The sequence below is a fragment of the Streptomyces sp. GSL17-111 genome, from assembly GCF_037911585.1.
Taxonomy (GTDB): Bacteria; Actinomycetota; Actinomycetes; order Streptomycetales; family Streptomycetaceae; genus Streptomyces.
Genome location: NZ_JBAJNS010000001.1, coordinates 4,678,380 through 4,693,939, shown reverse-complemented (window position 1 = coordinate 4,693,939; position 15,560 = coordinate 4,678,380). Strand labels below are relative to the sequence as shown.

The 15,560-nt window shown below is 72.6% G+C and carries 5 protein-coding genes and 1 pseudogene; 2 read left to right on the top strand and 4 right to left on the bottom strand.

Going from position 1 to position 15,560, the window contains the following annotated elements; genetic code table 11:
- Window positions 1-9: 9 nt before the first annotated feature.
- The 3 genes from V6D49_RS20925 to V6D49_RS20915 form a co-directional block, all read right to left on the bottom strand.
- On the bottom strand, window positions 10-6,939 hold the full coding sequence (locus V6D49_RS20925; RefSeq protein WP_340561878.1) for an RHS repeat-associated core domain-containing protein: 6,930 nt from the start codon (window positions 6,937-6,939) through the stop codon (window positions 10-12).
- Window positions 6,940-7,069: 130 nt separating this feature from the next.
- Window positions 7,070-10,690 (bottom strand): LamG domain-containing protein, encoded by a 3,621-nt coding sequence (locus V6D49_RS20920; protein ID WP_340561876.1) that lies wholly within the window; start codon window positions 10,688-10,690, stop codon window positions 7,070-7,072.
- Between the two features lie 62 nt (window positions 10,691-10,752).
- A complete protein-coding gene (locus V6D49_RS20915; RefSeq protein ID WP_340561875.1) occupies window positions 10,753-12,939 on the bottom strand; it encodes a D-Ala-D-Ala carboxypeptidase family metallohydrolase in 2,187 nt (728 codons plus the stop codon).
- Window positions 12,940-13,504: 565 nt separating this feature from the next.
- Here V6D49_RS20915 and V6D49_RS26255 point away from each other — a divergent pair.
- Together V6D49_RS26255 and V6D49_RS26250 are read left to right on the top strand one after the other, a co-directional pair.
- Window positions 13,505-13,762: pseudogene (locus V6D49_RS26255) on the top strand (peptidoglycan-binding domain-containing protein); the annotation flags it as partial.
- 30 nt (window positions 13,763-13,792) lie between these two features.
- Entirely contained in the window at window positions 13,793-14,401 is a 609-nt protein-coding gene (locus V6D49_RS26250) for a peptidoglycan-binding domain-containing protein (protein ID WP_445330655.1), read from the top strand.
- A gap of 60 nt (window positions 14,402-14,461) precedes the next feature.
- On the opposite strand, the gene V6D49_RS20900 is transcribed toward V6D49_RS26250, so the two are convergent.
- The gene (locus tag V6D49_RS20900; RefSeq protein ID WP_340561874.1) at window positions 14,462-15,517 is read right to left on the bottom strand and encodes a helix-turn-helix domain-containing protein; all 1,056 of its coding nucleotides are present in this window, start codon (window positions 15,515-15,517) and stop codon (window positions 14,462-14,464) included.
- Window positions 15,518-15,560 lie beyond the last annotated feature (43 nt).

Below are 15,560 nucleotides of genomic sequence, written 5' to 3'. Positions count from 1 at the left end.
TTCACCCCGCTACCGGTTCACTCGGCCAGCGTACCGGATGGCCGCTCTCGCAATACTGAGATCACCAGGTGCATACCAGACGTGTTGCCGTCCACCTGGCAGTCTTCCCCCTACAGAGCAAGCGCAGGTTTCGAACTCAATCATGTACTCGGACTTCTCCTTGGTTAGCCCGAGGTAAGACTTGAATCCGCCGCGCTTCTTCAGGACGTCCGAGGGCCCCATACCCGTGACATAAACACCGCGCGGGTTTCCCTTCGACGGACTTGAAGCCCTGAGAGTGATGGATTCCTTGCCGCTGCCCATAATCTTGTTGAAGCTTTTCTTGGACGTGTAGTGGTAGGCGGTGACGTTCTTCTTGCAGTTGTGAGCAAGTGCTGAGGCTGAACCCACCTGCACGTAGTACGTGTGGAGGTCCGTGACGGTGAGGTTGTGGACGGTGGCCTGCTGGGTCCAGCGTTCGACCGCGGTGATCTGGACGTGGGTGCCCGCGCTGGTCTGGAGCCACTGGCCGGACCGGAGCTCGGTCGCGTCGATCCACTCGTCCAGTTCGGGGACCCAGAACGGGTGGCCGTCGGTCGCGGTGACGGAGGCCGTCTCCTCGCCCTTTTCGCCGTCGAGGTCGAGGGTGACCTTGACGAGGTTCTTGGCTCCCGAGCCGGTGATCTCCGCCGTGACGGTTTCGACTTCGGTCTCGCCCGTCCCCGGATCGGTGGCGATGACCTTGTCACCGAGCTCCACGTCCTCGATCGGCTTCGTGGACCCGTCGGCCATGAGGACGCGGGTGCCGGGGACGAAGCTGTTCGTCGCGCAGCTACCGCCCTCCGGGCCGTCCGGGCTCTCCGCTCTGGACGGGCGGTCGGCGCCTTCGGGTTCGGAGCGGCCTTCCGAGCGGTTCTTGCTCGCCTTCTTTCTGGCGGCACTGAGTTTGTCCTTGGCCTTGCTGAGCGTCTTGGAGTGCTTCCACATCCCCTTGACGCCCGAGGTCAGGTCGCCCAGGAGACCCCAGACGCGTTTGACCATGCGGGCGCCCTTCGCCCACTGCCAGGGTGCGCCGTACTTGGCGAGGATCTTGCCCGCCAGGCCGCCGACGAAGGTGCCGGCGATGTTGAGCGCGGTCTCGCCGCAGGCTGCCAGGTCGCCGCTGGAGAAGCAGTCCATCGCCGCGTTGATGCCGAGGATGTCCTTGGCGATCTCGACGAGTTCCTTGGCGGCGTCGACGGTCTGCTGCCGGGCGGCGTTGTAGTTGCTCTGGGCCCGGTTGACGTCGTCCTGGGCCTCGCGGACCTCAGTGGACTCGTGGCCACGGCCATTCCCAAGACCGAGGGCGATGGCCCACCCATCGACGAAGGTTCCGCTACTGCTACCGCCACCGCCGCCACCGATGAGCAGCAGACCCGACGGGTCGGAGTTGGTGACCGGGCTGTTGTTGGCGTAGGCGTAGCCGTTGACCTGCTGCGGGTCGGTGTAGTCGATGATCGGGTCGACCGAGATGAACTTGCCCAGTTCGGAGTCGTACTGACGTGCTCCTATGTGAGTGAGGCCGGTCTGGCGGTCGATCGTGCCGCCGACGTAGCCCTTCTCGCCCGGCCACTGGCCGGTGGGGGAACCCCGGTCCTGGCCGTAGGGGTTGAAGCGGCGCTGAGATACCTGGCCGGTCGCGGCGTCGACGGCCAACTGGGCGGTGCCCTGGTGGTCGTCGGCGAGGTAGGAGAGCGTGCCGTCGTCGGTGCGGACGGCGATGGTCTGGCCCGCGAACGCGTAGTAGCGGGTGGCTTCGACGGTGGTCGAGCCGTTGGCGAGCCGCAGCTCCATGCCGGGCAGGTACACCGTGGTGGACGTGGCGTCGCGCCGCAGGACGCGGTCGCCGCCGGCGTTGTAGACGTAGCTCGCCTCGTCGCCGCCGGCCTCGGTGGTCCGGGTCAGCTTGCCTTCGGCGTTCCACTCCAGGGTCTGGGTGTCGCCGCCGATGACGCGCTCGGTGGTGTTGCCGGTCGCGTCGTAGGCGTAGGTGGACTGCTGGTCCACGGTGGGGCCGTCCTCGACGACCTTGGTGACCGCGTGGGGACCGGCGTCGCCCTCGCCGTAGGTGTAGGTGCGGGTGGTGTCCTGGGCCGGGTCGAGGCCGGTGTCGTGCTGGACCTCCTGGGTGCGGTTGCCGATGGAGTCGACCGTGTAGGACGACCAGTAGGGCGCCGGGCCGCCGAGAGGGGCGGCGCCGGGGGCGGCGTCACAGGCGGACGGGCTGCTGCCGTCCAGCTGGCCGCTGACGGTGCCGGAGCCGGCGGCCGTCTGGGTGTCGGCCGCCGGGGTCCACGCCTCGGACAGGCGTCGGCCGGTGTCGTAGGCGAAGCACTGGACGTCGGGGGCGACGCCCGCGCGGTCCGCGATGGACAGGATGTTGCCCGCCGCGTCGTAGGAGTAGTCCGCCGAGCGGAGCGGGGTCTCCTGCGTGGACGCGTCGAGCAGTGAGCGGGTGAGCCGGTCGGTGCCCTTCTCGTAGTCGAAGGTCTGCCACAGCGTCTCCCCGTCGTCCATGTTCAGGGCGAGTTGCTGGAGGAGGCTGGTCGGCGAGTACGTCGTCTCCTCGACGTAGGGCGTGTCGTTGCCCGACAGGCCGGTCGCGCGCTGGAGTTCGTCGTAGTCGTAGGCGAGTGACTCCGCCTCCAACCCACCGGCGGCGGGCATTCCGGTGCTCTGGAGGGTGCCGTCGCGGTTGTAGCTCTGGGTGAAGGTGTAGACGCCCGCGAGGGCCCCTTCGGAGTCGGGCACGCGGTGGGCGGTCTTCAGTGGCCGGTAGAACTCGTCCATGGACTGGACGACGGAGCCGAAGTACTCGTCGCCGTCCCCGGTGTAGCGCAGCGAGGCGTACGCCTGGCCGAGCCAGCCCTCGCGGTCGTAGCGGGTCTCGGTCAGTCTGGTGCCGGTCTCCGGGTCGCCCTCCCAGGTGGTGGTGGGGCGGCCGAGTACGTCGTAGACGGTGGAGGTCTTCTCGCCACGGGCGTCGGTGCTCGAGACGAGCTGGTCCAGCTCGTCGTAGACCATCGTGGAGGTGCCCGCGTCCGGGTCGATGCTCTTGACCTTGCGGCCCAGCTGGTCGTACTCGTACCGCCAGGTGTTGCCCTCCGCGTCGGTGACGGTCTCCAGTCGCCCGGCCGGGGTGAAGGTGTAGGCCGTGGTGTCGTAGCCGTTGCCCGGTCCGGCTCCGCCGCCCGGGTTCGGGGTGGGGCCGTCCCAGTGCCACACCTCGGTGGTCTGGCCCGCCGCGTTGGTGACGGTCGTGGTCGGCACGCCGCCCTCGGGCGGGTCGACGTGGGTGTACTGGCCGTCGTAGTCGGTGGTGGAGCTCCACTGCTCCACCCCGGCGACGGCGAACGTCTGCCGCGTCGGCCGTCCCAGACCGTCGTACTCGTGGAGCGTCTGGGCGCCGACCTCCCCGTCGGAGACGAGCAGCAGCTCCGACGAGGGAGTGCCTGCGGCGTTGTAGGTGGCGGAGGTCTTCCAGACCTTTCCGGTGCCGTCGTAGTGGGCGTCGGCGACCATGCGGGTGCCGTCGGGGCCCTCGGTCTGCTTCTGCCGGGGGCGGAGGAGGCCGTCGTAGAGCTGGTACTCGACACCGTAGGTGCCGCCGATCTCCAGCTTCTCGGTCCTGACGGCGACGGGCTCGTCCCGGCTGATGTCGTAGCTGTACTTGATGCTCGGGGACTGGCTCGTGTCCCGGTCCGGCATCCACACCGAGACCAGGCGGCCGAGCGGGTCGTACGCCAGGTCGGTGCGCTGCCCGTTGGGGTCGGTCTGGCCCCGGGACTGGCCCCAGGCGGGGGCGTAGTCGGTGGTGGTGACGTGCCCGAGCGCGTTGGTGACCTCGGTCTTCGCGATGAGGCCGTGGACGTCGGTGTACTCGGTGGTGGTGGTCGCGCCGCCCGCGTCGGTCTGGGAGGTGGGGCGGCCGAAGGCGTCGTAGGCGGTGGTGCCGGTGGCCTGGTAGGTGGCGGTGGTGCCGTCGTGGGACGTCAGCCGCTCGGTGGTGGTGGGGTCGCCCTTGGTGGGGGCGTCACCGACGTCGCCGCCGTCGTAGGCGGTGCGCTCGTCCGCGAGGACGTCCGTCGTGCGGTCCGGGGTGGTCGAGCAGTCGACCGCCACCTTCTCGCTGCGCGACGGCACCTCGTACATGTTCTTGTCGGGGTTGTCCGCGTACCACAGCCGGGTGCAGGTGTCGTCGTCGGTGGTGGAGAGGTCGCCGAGTTCCTCGATCCGCGTGGCACGGCCGCTGCGGACGGACGTGTCGAACGTGGTCGTGGACTTCGTCTCGCGCCAACTGCCGTCGGCGAGTGCCTTGAAGCCGCGGCTGGTCTGTGGCCGGACGAGGGTGGCCCTCGTCGTCTTCCACGGCTTGGTCTGGGTCGCGGTGACGTGCTTCCACGGCTCGCTGATGGTCTTGGCGACGACCTCGTCGCCGTCGTAGGTGGCCGCTTCCAGCTCGAAGCCGGTGTACTCCTTGTGCCCGGTGTAGCTCGTGCCGGTGGAGTCGGTGACGCTTTCGGTGCGGGTGCCGCCGCCGGGCTTCTTGTCGCCGTCGAGGCCCTGGAGGAAGGTGTAGTCGATCCGGGTGGGCATGGTCTGGCCGTCGCCGCTGGTGACGGTGACCTTGCCGTAGCCCTGCCACTGGTCCCAGGTCAGCATCTCCTCGTCGGTGATGCCGTCCTTCTCGCCGTGCCGCCAGCCGGCCGGGCCCTGGTAGTCGTAGCGGGTGACGAGGTCGCGGGCGCCGCCGGTGCGGTCGGTCTGGATGATCTCGGCGACGACGTACTTGTGGAACCAGTCGGTGATCGGGTCGATGTGGCCGGGCGGGGCCCAGCGCACGGGGTAGCAGCGCTTGGTCTGCTCACCGGGCTCGGGCAGCGCGTCGGCGGTGCACTCGGTGGGCGCGTAGTTGACGTCGAGCTGGGTGCCGGTCTCGGTGAGGACGGAGCTGAGGCGGAAGCGGTGGAAGGGGGCGATGTTGTCGCCGTCCGCGTCCACGCGGTTGACGAGCTGTTCGCCCTGGAGCTCCAGGGCGGGCAGCTCCGCGCTGCCGTCGACCTTGCCCTCGTGGTCGATCTTCGAGAGCCACAGCGTCTTGGAGTCGTCGCCGTTGTCGGTGAACAGGTGCGTGAACGTCCAGGCGTCCACGTCCTGGTAGGAGCCGTCACCGGTGTGCATCTGGGTGGTGATGCCGGTGAGCCGCTTGCGCGTCCAGAAGGTGGCGGACGCCTGGCTGGCGTCGCACTCCGTGCCGGCCTTGCAGTACCGGTCCACGGGGGTGTCGGGCCAGTGCTCGGCGTTGTCGTCGGTGAACTTGCTCGCCGCGCAGTCGAAGTCGTCGGTGGGCAGGCAGCGCTCGGCGGTGGTGAAGACGACGCGGGCGGCGGGGTCGGTGGTGAAGACCTCTCCGTCGCGCTGGCCGTAGTCGACGCGCTTGAGGTAGCCGCCGCGGGTGTAGGACGTCCCGTCGACGTCCGTCTTCCCGTTCAGCGCGTAGTGGTTGGTCTCCTTGCCGTACAGGTAGGACATCACGTTGCCGTGCGTGTCCTTGACGTAGTCCAGGTTCCAGCGCCAGGCCTGCTGGCAGTGGGCGTCGGCGAAGGTCGCGTCGTAGCAGGGCTCGCCGGAGTCGTCGCCGAAGACGGGGGTCGTCCAGGTGGAGTGGGTCTGCTCGTCGCCGGAGGACCAGCCGGGGCGGCGGTTGAGCCCGAAGTAGTACTCGGTGCCGTCGGTGGTGGTGACCTTCCAGTGCTCACCGTTGTCGTCGCCGTTGGAGGCGCCGGTGAGCTTCTCGATCCGGGCGCCGTTCTCGCCGGTGAGGTGCCACTCGCCGGTGTCGTCGTCCTTGATCAGCTCACCGGAGGCGCCGTCGAGCATCATGGTGGCGTTGTCGAAGGCCCAGCACTGCTCGGCGGAGGTGTCGTGGCCGTCGTCGGCGCAGGGCTTGTAGCGGCGCTCGATGTAGCCCGGTTCGAAGGAGAAGCCCTCACCGATCCAGGAGCCCTGGTTGTTGGTGGCCGAGGTCTGGCCGTCCACGGCCTGCGAGGAGTAGCTGAGCCCGATGCTCGGCTTCAGCCCGCCCGGCGTCGGCACCGTCCGGAACGGGTAGCTCCAGGAGAACCCGCCGGAGGACTTGGCCACCGACCACTCCGCCGAGGGCGAGAGCTTGGTGGCCTTGTAGTCGCCCTGGGCGGAGGAGTCGCCCGCGCTGACGGCCAGCAGCCGTGCGGGCTCCCCGGCCTGGGTGGAGAGGCCGTCCCGGGCTCCGTGGGCCTCCACGGTGGCGGTCAGGGTGTGGCCCGCGACGTCGTTGCGGGTGGGCAGCGGCTCGGGAAGCTCCGGGCACTCCGCGCTGCCGGGGGTGGCGTGTGTGGCGCACTCGGGGAGCTGGACGAGGCGCAGCCGGGCGCCGTAGCCGCCGCCGTAGGCTTCGGCGAACTCGCCGTAGTCGAGCGTCAGTTCCACGGAAGCGGGGTCGGCCTCGCCGTCCGCGCGGGCGACCTTGAGCAGGGCCGCGCTGCCCGTCTCGGCGGCCCGTTCGCGGCCGAGCGAGGAGACGGTGACCTTGGCGGGGTCGGCGGCGTCGGCGTCGGCGGCCGTGACCGTGACGGGGAGGCCGCCGATCACGGTGGCCTTGCCGGAACCGTCCCGTTCACCGACGGGCACGGAGGCGCTGGCGGCGTGCGGCCAGTCGGCGTCCTCCAGGGTCGTGACGGCGGCGTCCCGCGCCGGGTCGGAGGCGCGGGGCTTCGCCTCGGCGTTCCTCCCCTCGGCGGGGTCGCCGGAGCTCTGGACGTCGGGCCGGCCGTCGCCGGTGTCGTCGAAGGCGACGAACTGCACCAGACCGGTGGCCACGGCGAGGCTCAGCCCGACGGCGATCGGGACCTTCGCGCGGCGTGGGACGCGCCGGTCGGGCAAGCGTCCTCTGAGGGACTTCACTGGGTCTCCACTCCCTGGGTTGCCTGTGCGGGGCGGTACGGAGGCGATGGCGCGGGTCCGGGCGCGCGCCGGGACCGGTGCTTCCGGTCCCGGCGGCGCCCGGGGCGCGTCAGAGGTCCGGCGTGGCGGTCAGGGACGCCATGTGCCGGACGGCGGCGGGGTCGGCGGCGCCCGCGTAGACCCGGACCTCGTCCAGGGCTCCCGCGAAGTGCTCGCTGCCGCCGTCAAGTGCCGAGCGGCCGACCTGGAGGCCGCCGGTGGCCTGCCACAACGTGGTGTCGGTGGCGATGGCCGTGTCGGCGAGCTGGCCCTGGACGTAGAGCCGCAGCTCGTTGGCGAACGCGTCGTAGACGACGGCCAGGTGGTGGCCGGAGCCGCCGGTGGTCGGCAGCTGCTGGTCGTCGGTGACGGTCACGGTGGCCGCTCCGGCGGTGTCCTCCTCGGCCACCTCCAGCTCCCACTGGCCGGTCTCGGCCTGGTAGCGCACCGCGAACCGGTCGGCCGCGGCGCCCGGCAGCGAGATGACGGTCTGGGAGCGCTCCGGGTCGAGCGTGGTGGGCTGGGCCCGGACGGCGACGGTGAAGCTGGAGTCGCCGCCGACGGGCGGGGTGGCGGTGGTCGCGTGGCCTCCGGAGCCGTCGAGCTCCAGGTGCCCGTCGCCCACGAGCGCCGCCTCGTCGAAGAGCGGGTCGGCGGGCCGGTAGATCGCCGCGTTCCCGGCCAGCTCCAGCGGCGCTCCGCCGTCGTGGACGTTGGGTGACGTGCCGTCGGCCGCGTCGTCCAGCATCCAGTAGCCCGCGCGCTGGGCCTTGACGGTGATCAGCTCGGCCACCTGCGCGGCGGGCAGGACGCGGGTGAAGGCCCGCACCTCGGCCAGGTCGCCGTGGAAGTGGTCGCGGTAGCCGGTGCGGTCCAGGGAGCGGCCGATCTGCAGCGGGCCGTAGGACCTCCAGGGCGAGTGCCGGGTGACGCTGCCCTGGTCCTGGTCGTCCACGTACAGCCGCAGTTCGGGGCCGCCGGGGGCCTGGGCGTCGTAGACGCCGGTCAGCAGCGTCCACTGGTCCGCGACGGGGGTGACGTCGGCGCTGACCTCCCAGCGGCCGAGCGAGTCGACGTCGGAGACGGGGGTGGAGAAGGTCCAGCTCCCGGCCGCCGCGTCGAAGCCGAGGACGAAGCCGGGTTCGCCGGTGCCGTCCTGGCTGACGACCGTCATGTCCCGGTCCAGGGACGCCGGGCGGGCCCAGGCGCTGACGGTGAAGCCCTCGGCGGTGTCGACCACGGTGTCACCGGCGTCCAGGTAGGCGTCGCCGGTGCCGTCCAGACGTGCGGCGTAGTCGGCGTGGCTGCCGGGGCCCGGGACCCCGAGGGTGACGCCGTCGCCGGCGGTCGCCGGGTGGCGGCCGGACTCGTCGTGCGCGTCCGGTGCGCCCGGTGTGTCGGCCAGGTTCCACTGCCCGGCGGCCGGTTCGCCGTCGGTGACGAGGAACTCGTACTGCGCCCGGGTGCTGGAGTTGTTCGCCTTGTCGTAGGCCTCCACGGTCACCCAGTGCCGGCCGGCGGTCTGCGGGGTGCGGGTCACCGAGGCGGGGCCGCCGGGCTGTTCGGGGGCGAGGGCCTGCATGGGCTCGCCGTCGAAGGCGTAGCGGTACTCCACGACGTCGCTGTCGGGCCCGGCGTCGTCGGGGTTCGGGGTGAAGGTGAAGGTGCCGGGCGTGCCGACGCCGTGGTGCCAGATCCCGTCGTCCGGGTACTGCTCGGAGTCGACGTCGGGTGCTCCCGGCCGGGTGGTGTCGTAGACGAACTCGCAGCGCTGCGGGCTGCCGTCGTAGCTCCACGGGCCCCACGCGTCACCGTCGTAGGCCCGTGCGGACCAGTAGACGACGGCGTTCTCCGGGATGGTCTCCCGGACTTCGTGGGAGAAGGTCGTGCCGGGGTTGGGTGCTTTGTAGGGCGTGTCGTAGGTGTAGGACTCCTCGTCTCCGGAGGCGTCCTGCCAGGCCACCTTGAACCGCATCTTGACCTTGTCGGTGCGCGACGAGGTGTGGTCGGGGTCGCGGGCCTCGGCGCGCAGGACGGGCGGCCGCTCGACGTAGGGGCGGTCCTCGCCCCAGACGCAGGCGCCGCCGGGGTCGGAGGACATCAGCGTGTGGTCGACCTGCTCGGGCGCGGTGTTGTACCGCACCGACAGGTACGCCTTGCCGCAGACGCGCTTCCACTCCTCGTAGCGGCCCTCGTCCGTGGTGCGCAGGCCGAGGGAGAGGGAGGACCAGTCGCCGTCGGCCGCGGTCTGCACCTCGCTGGTCAGCTCGCCGCCCTCGAAGTGGAGATTGGCCTGACCGGAGCAGGACGTCGGCGAGATCTTCCGGTCCACCGTCGCCAGATAGTCGTCCCAGTCGTCCTTGGTGTTGGACCAGTCGCTGTTCGAGGTGACCTTGTAGTTCTTCCCGCCGATCCGGTACAGGCGGATCGGTTCGGCGCTCGCGTCGGCCCAGTACACGTGGGCCACGCGGGCCGAGAAGGTGGCCCCCAGGATCTGCTTGCCCCGGAAGCCGGACACCGGCATGGTGAACAGCGCCCGACGCACCCCGATCCCGTTGCAGCCCACCGGGTTGTAGTTGGTCGGGCACCGGCCGACGCCCTGGTCGCCGGAGTACTTCCAGCTCTGCGCGGAGGGCTTGCCCGACATCACGTTCGTCCAGGCCGAGCGGTGCACGGTCTTCTGGATCGGGTCGATGACGACGGGGAAGACGGTGTCCTCGCCGGTGAGCAGGTCCCGGTCGGGGACGAGGGCCATCGCCCCGTCGGTGACCTCGATGTCCACCGGTGCCGTCCGGCCGCCGTCCCCCGGGCCGCGCAGCGCGGCGTCCTCGGCGGCGTCGTCGGACCGCAGGGCGGCCGGTGTCGCGGTGGCGGACGCCGGGGTGACGGACGCCGGGGTGGCGCCGGAGCCGGTCGTGGTGTCGGAGCCGTGCGGTGCGGCGGCGTCCCACATCACCGGCGCGCCGGCCTCGAAGACCGTGCCGCCGACCGCCGAGTCCACCACGCGCAGGGCGCCGGAGGCGTCCTCCTCGACCTTCAGCCCCTGGGTGCCGAGCCCCATCTCGATCCGCTCCAGCTCCGGCTGGGCGGCGGCCTCGGCGGACTTGACGACGAGCAGGTGACCCATGCCGTCGATCTCGGCCCGGGCGACCAGGTCGACGCCGGGCAGCACCTCCTCGTACGTCGCGCTGTCCCCGTCGACGCGCGGCTCGGGCAGCTCCCCGCCGGGCCACGTCAGCGAGAACTCCCGCCCGGCCGTGCGCATCCGGGCGAAGGGGCCGTCCCCGCCGCCGGAGAACTCCAGCTCCACGGTGGACGCCTTCGGCGACCAGCCGCCGGCCTCCCGCCGGGTCAGCGTCGCGTCGACGTCGATCCAGGCGCCGTCCCGCACGGTGCGGACGGGCTCGGTGTACTCGATGGCGGTGAAGGTGCCGTCGGGGTTGGCTAAGACCGTGCGGCGCTCCTCGTTCAGCTCCGTCACCTGCACGCGTTCCCCGCTCTCCGTCGCCTCGGCGCGGGCCTCCCGCTCGGCCGCCGACGCCCGGTCGGCGGCGGGAGCGGTCGGGGGCTGGGCGGGCAGGGTGGTCATGCCGGTGCCGAGGACGGCGAGGGTGGTGGCGGCCGTCAGCGCGGTGCGCATCCGGCCGCCGAACCGCCCGCGCCGGTGGCCCGTCGGTCGCTGTCTGGTCACTGGGGTGCTTCCCGGGGTCGTCGCGGTGTCGTCACGGGGGTCTCGGGGGGCTTCGCCGGTCATCAGCGCACCACCGCGCCGAACGCCCGCCGCTCGGCGGGCAGACCGCCCTCGCCGGGCTGCCACGTCACGGCCGGCTCGCTCCCGTCCGCGAGGACGTTGGCCCACGGCAGGGCGTGGACGCCGTGCCGCTCGGCCGTGCCGTAGGGCGTGGCGATGTGGAGGTGGCCGGTCGTGGCGAACAGGCTGGAACCGACGTACTCCCGCAGGCCGTACGGCCCGGGCAGCCCCATCCGGCCGGCCTGGATCCACCGGTCGCTCGCGCCCGGTGCGCCGGCCAGGGAGAAGACCTGGACGGCGCCGGTGTCCCGGATGCCCGCCAGGTCCTCACCGGGGACGCCGACCGCCACCGTCACGCTCTCGGCGTTCGCGGGGGCGTGCGGGGCGAGGTTCACCAGGGCGAGGTGCTGGCCGAACTGGTCGCCCGCCTCGCTGTCCCCGATGACGTCCGCGACGTCCTGGCTGAGCTCGCCGCGCTGCTCGACGGCACCGGACGCCGTGACCTCCAGCAGCACGACCCGGCCCGCCGCCTCGGCCCCGGCGATGTTCTCCCCGGGCACCCCCACGGCGATCACCGAGTGGCTGGGGGACTTCTCCCCCTCGGGCCGGTACGCGGTCATCGCCAGCGCCGCGCCGAACCGGTCGCCCGGCTCGGCGGCGCCGCTGACGCCCTCGCTGTTCTGGTCCAGGCCGGTCAGCGGGGTCGGGATGCCGTCCCCGCCGAGGGTGTGGCTGAGGACCTGCGTGCCCCCGGAGAACGCCTCCGCCCCGATGGCCTCGCCGGGCGCGCCGATCGCGAGGTGGTGGCCGGTGGCGGCCACCGCGTACCCGAACCGGTCGTCGGGCTCGACGACTCCGGCGACGCCGGGCTTGTCCTGGTGCACCGCCACGTTCACGCCGCCGCGCAGGTAGTGGGCGGAGCCGGCGTCCCGCACGGAGCCGAGGTCCTCGCCCGGCACGCCGATCAGCAGGTAGGGCTCGCCCTGGACGGTCTCCCCGGCGGCGAGCGCGTAGCCGAACCAGTCGCCCGCCTCGGCCGCCGAGGCGCCGACGCTGCCGTCGCCCTGGCCCTGGACGAGCTCGCGCGTGGCCCCGCCCGAGCCCAGGCCGTCCGGGCCGCCGTACACGACGTGCACGACGCCGGCGTCGGCCTGGCCCGAGACGTCCGCGTGGGGGACGCCGATCACCAGGTCGTCGTAGCCGTCCTGGTTCTCGTCGTAGACCGCGAGCGCGCTGCCGTAGCCCTCGCCCGACTGCGCGTCCCCGGGGATGCCCGGGGTGGCGCGGGAGAGCTCGGCGGTGCCCTCGCCGCCGCCGTGGACGATCCGGACCAACCCGGCGCCCCGTTCACCGGAGACCTCGGCCTCCGGGTCGGCGATCGCGGTGTCCTGCACGCCGTCACCGTTGAAGTCCGTGGTGGCGCAGACCGGGGCGGACCAGGTGCGCTCGGCCCGGCCGTCGAGGTGCAGGCGCGCGGTGTGCCCGTCGTCCCCGGCGGCGTCCTCGGGGCCGACGACGCCGGTGAAGCCGTGGTGGCGGGCCTGCTCGGCCAGGGTGCACAGCGCGTGCGGCTGCGCGGCGAGGTCGGCCGCGTCGCCGTACAGGTGGCGGCTGTCGGCCGCGCCGCCCTGGTCGGTGTTGCACGCCGCCGAGCGGAACCCGTCGGTCACGGTGATGGGCTGGTCGCCGAGCGCGTGCCGCAGCGCCTCCAGCTTCCACATGACGCGCTTGGTGTTCTCGCGGGCCTCCTCGGCGCCGACGACGCCGCCGCTGTAGTCGTCGTTGCAGCGGTTGAGCTCGCTGAAGGTGAAGTGCGCCGGGGAGCAGTCGGCGCTCTGGAGTTCGTAGATCCGGTCGAAGGTCTGCGCGCCGGCGATGCCGTCGGCGTCCAGCCCGTAGGCCGCCTGGAAGCGCCTGACGGCCGCTTCGGTCGCGGGGCCGAACTCACCGTCGACGGTGAGGGTCTGACCGTATCCGGGGTAGCCCGCCACCCGCACCTGGAGTTCGGTGACGTCCTCGCCCGACATGCCCTGGCTCAGCGTCCGGTCCCAGGTGTAGCAGGTGTCGGCGGAGGCGACCGGTGGGGTCGCGGCGGTGCCCGACGGAACGGCCACCGCGAGGACCACCACCGACAGCAGCGCCGCCGCTGCCCGTCTGAGCCTGCGGCTCGGGCCTGGTCTGTGTGCCATGGAAGGTCAGCAACTCCCTCGGTCGGTGGGGCCGGTCCGTCGCGGACGGGGGCGGGCCCCGCGCACGCCGGACCGTGCGCGGGCAGGCGGAAAGGGTGTGTGGCGGGCCCGCCCCTCGGTTGCGGCGGCCGTGCACGGCCCGGACCGGCACGGCCCGGGACGACGTCGGCCGACCGCCGCACACAGAGCTGCGGCGCGGAGGCGGGTGGGACCACGGGTCCACGTCGTTCGCGTGGGGGGAGGCGAGGAGTGGACGCGGCGTGAGGAACGTACAGGGGCTTCTCACGGTGCGGTGACGGTCGAACGACCCTCACGCGGCCCGCTGTGCGACCCGCGTCCGGCCGTTCCCCGCGTCCCGGCGGCGGGCCGTTCGCCCCTGTCCCGGCCGACGCCGTCCCACGTCCCGGCAGCATCCCGTGCGGAGCGTCGTCCTCGCAGGTCAGCGGCTGGGTAGGGAACTTTCCGTCCCTCGTTTTCCCGCGTTGACATCGGGACGGCGGGGGCCCCGAACGGGTCGTCGAGACTGAGCCGCGTTCTGAAGAAATCCGCGAAGAAGGAAGTGCGCATGAGACGCCTCCCCGCCGTCGTCGCGGCGGTACTGACCGCCGTCCTCGCGACGTTGCTCTCCGCTCCCACCGCGCAGGCGGCCGACTGGCCCGTGCTCGGCGACGGCAGCACCGGCCCGCGCGTGACCGCCGTCCAGCACCTGCTCACCGCGCACGGCCACGGCACCACGGCGGACGGCGACTTCGGCCCCGCCACGACGGCGAAGGTCGAGGAGTTCCAGAGCGCCCAGGGGATCACCACCGACGGGTACGTCGGACCGGCCACCTGGCCCGAGCTCGTCGTCACGGTGTCCAGCGGCAGCGACGGCAGCGCCGTGAAGGCGGCCCAGGTCCTGCTCAACACCCACGGCCACGGTCTGGCCGTGGACGGCGACTTCGGCCCCGGCACGGACGCCGCCACCCGGGACTTCCAGGACGCCGAGGGGCTGTCCGTGGACGGGGTCATCGGCCCGAACACCTGGCGCGCCCTGGTCTCCGACGGCGGCTCCGGCGGCTCGGACGAGAAGCTGACGCACAGCCAGGCCGCGTCGATGTTCACCTCGGCGGGGATCGCCTGGTCCTCCTCGGGCAACTGCTCGGACCGGTACACCCGCACCTGCACCTCGTTCGACCAGCTCCGCCGCACCAGCGCCGAGGGCGTCATCGCGCTCAAGCGGGCGAGCGGCTGCTCGGTGCACATCACGGGCGGCACCGAGACCGGCCACGCGAGCGGCACCTACAGCCACTGGAACGGCTACAAGATCGACTTCGCGCCGTACTCCTGCGTCAGCTCCTACATCACCGGCACCTTCACCTACCTCGGCCAGCGCTCCGACGGAGCAGCGCTCTACCGGGCCGGCACCGGCGACGTCTACGCCCGTGAGGGCAGCCACTGGGACGCCACCTACCACGGCTGAGCCGCCGGGGCCCGCCGACCGTGCGGACGCCGGAGGGGGCGTCCGCACGGTGGGGCGGGATCAGCCGTCGCGCACGGACTCGTCCTCGGGCTCCACCGGCAGCGGGGAGTTCCCGCCCCGGTCCGTACAGACCTCCCGCCCGTCCAGCAGCAGCGCGCAGGCCCGCACCGCCCCGGGGAAGGGGGCCTCGATCATCGGTGAGTAGGTGTCCCCGTCGTACCGGATCGCGCGCTCCTGGGCGACGCCGTCCTCCCCCTCGACCCGGGCGACGTCCCCGACCTCGGCCTCGGTGACCCGGGACCAGGCGGCGCGGCAGGCGGGACTGTAGCGCAGCTCGACGTGTGCCCCCTCGACGACGGTGAGGGCAGCCGTCCAGACACCGATGTGGCAGCCGAGGCGCTGCGGGTCCTGCGCCCGGCACTCGAAGTCGGTGCAGCCCGGCAGTTGGGGGCTGCCCTCCTCGCCCGTCCCGATCGCCCCGACCGCGTCGGCCGTTCCGGACGTCCCGGTCTCCTCCGACCCGCCGGGCAACCGGCCCAGCAGCAACCCGGCGGCGAAGCTCAGGACGGCGACCCCGGCGACGGCCGCGATCACGCCGGCCCGGGGCCACCGGCGGAGCCGGGCCACCGGGCCGGCCCCGCCGGTGGACGCGGGTTCGTGCGCCGGTTCGGGCGCCGTGCGCGGCGTGTGGTCCCGCTCCGGGACGTCGGCGCGCGTCGGCGGCGCTTCGTCGGGTGACGCGTCCACCGGGGACGCGGCCACCCCGTCGGCCGCGTCACCCTGTTCTCCGTCCCGGTTGTCCTCCGGGGCCTCGGCCCGGACGGCGTCGCCCTCGGCCTGCCCGGGCTCCGCGTCGACGTCCTCCGCGGCGGCGGACCGCTCCGCCAGACCGCGCAGCGCCAGCAGCGCGTGCGGGCTGGCGCCGGTGGTGCGGGCGAAGGCGATGACGGCCTGCTCGGGCGGCAGGGCCTTGGCGTTGAGGTAGCGCTCCCAGGAGGACTTGCTGTAGCTGGTGCGGCGTGCGAGCGCGGCGAGCGTGAGACCCCTGGCCTTCCGCAGCCGCCGCAGCTCCCGGGACAGCTCCGGTGCCAGCGCACGTCGGTCCTCCGTGCCCATGTTCCCCCTCCGCGATCCGCACCCGGCACAGCGCCATCGCAAC

Bases quoted from the DNA above. Each gene is read 5' to 3' on its own strand.
- V6D49_RS20900 (WP_340561874.1), bottom strand. From the start codon at position 15,517: ATGGGCACGGAGGACCGACGTGCGCTGGCACCGGAGCTGTCCCGGGAG.
- V6D49_RS20915 (WP_340561875.1), bottom strand. From the start codon at position 12,939: ATGGCACACAGACCAGGCCCGAGCCGCAGGCTCAGACGGGCAGCGGCG.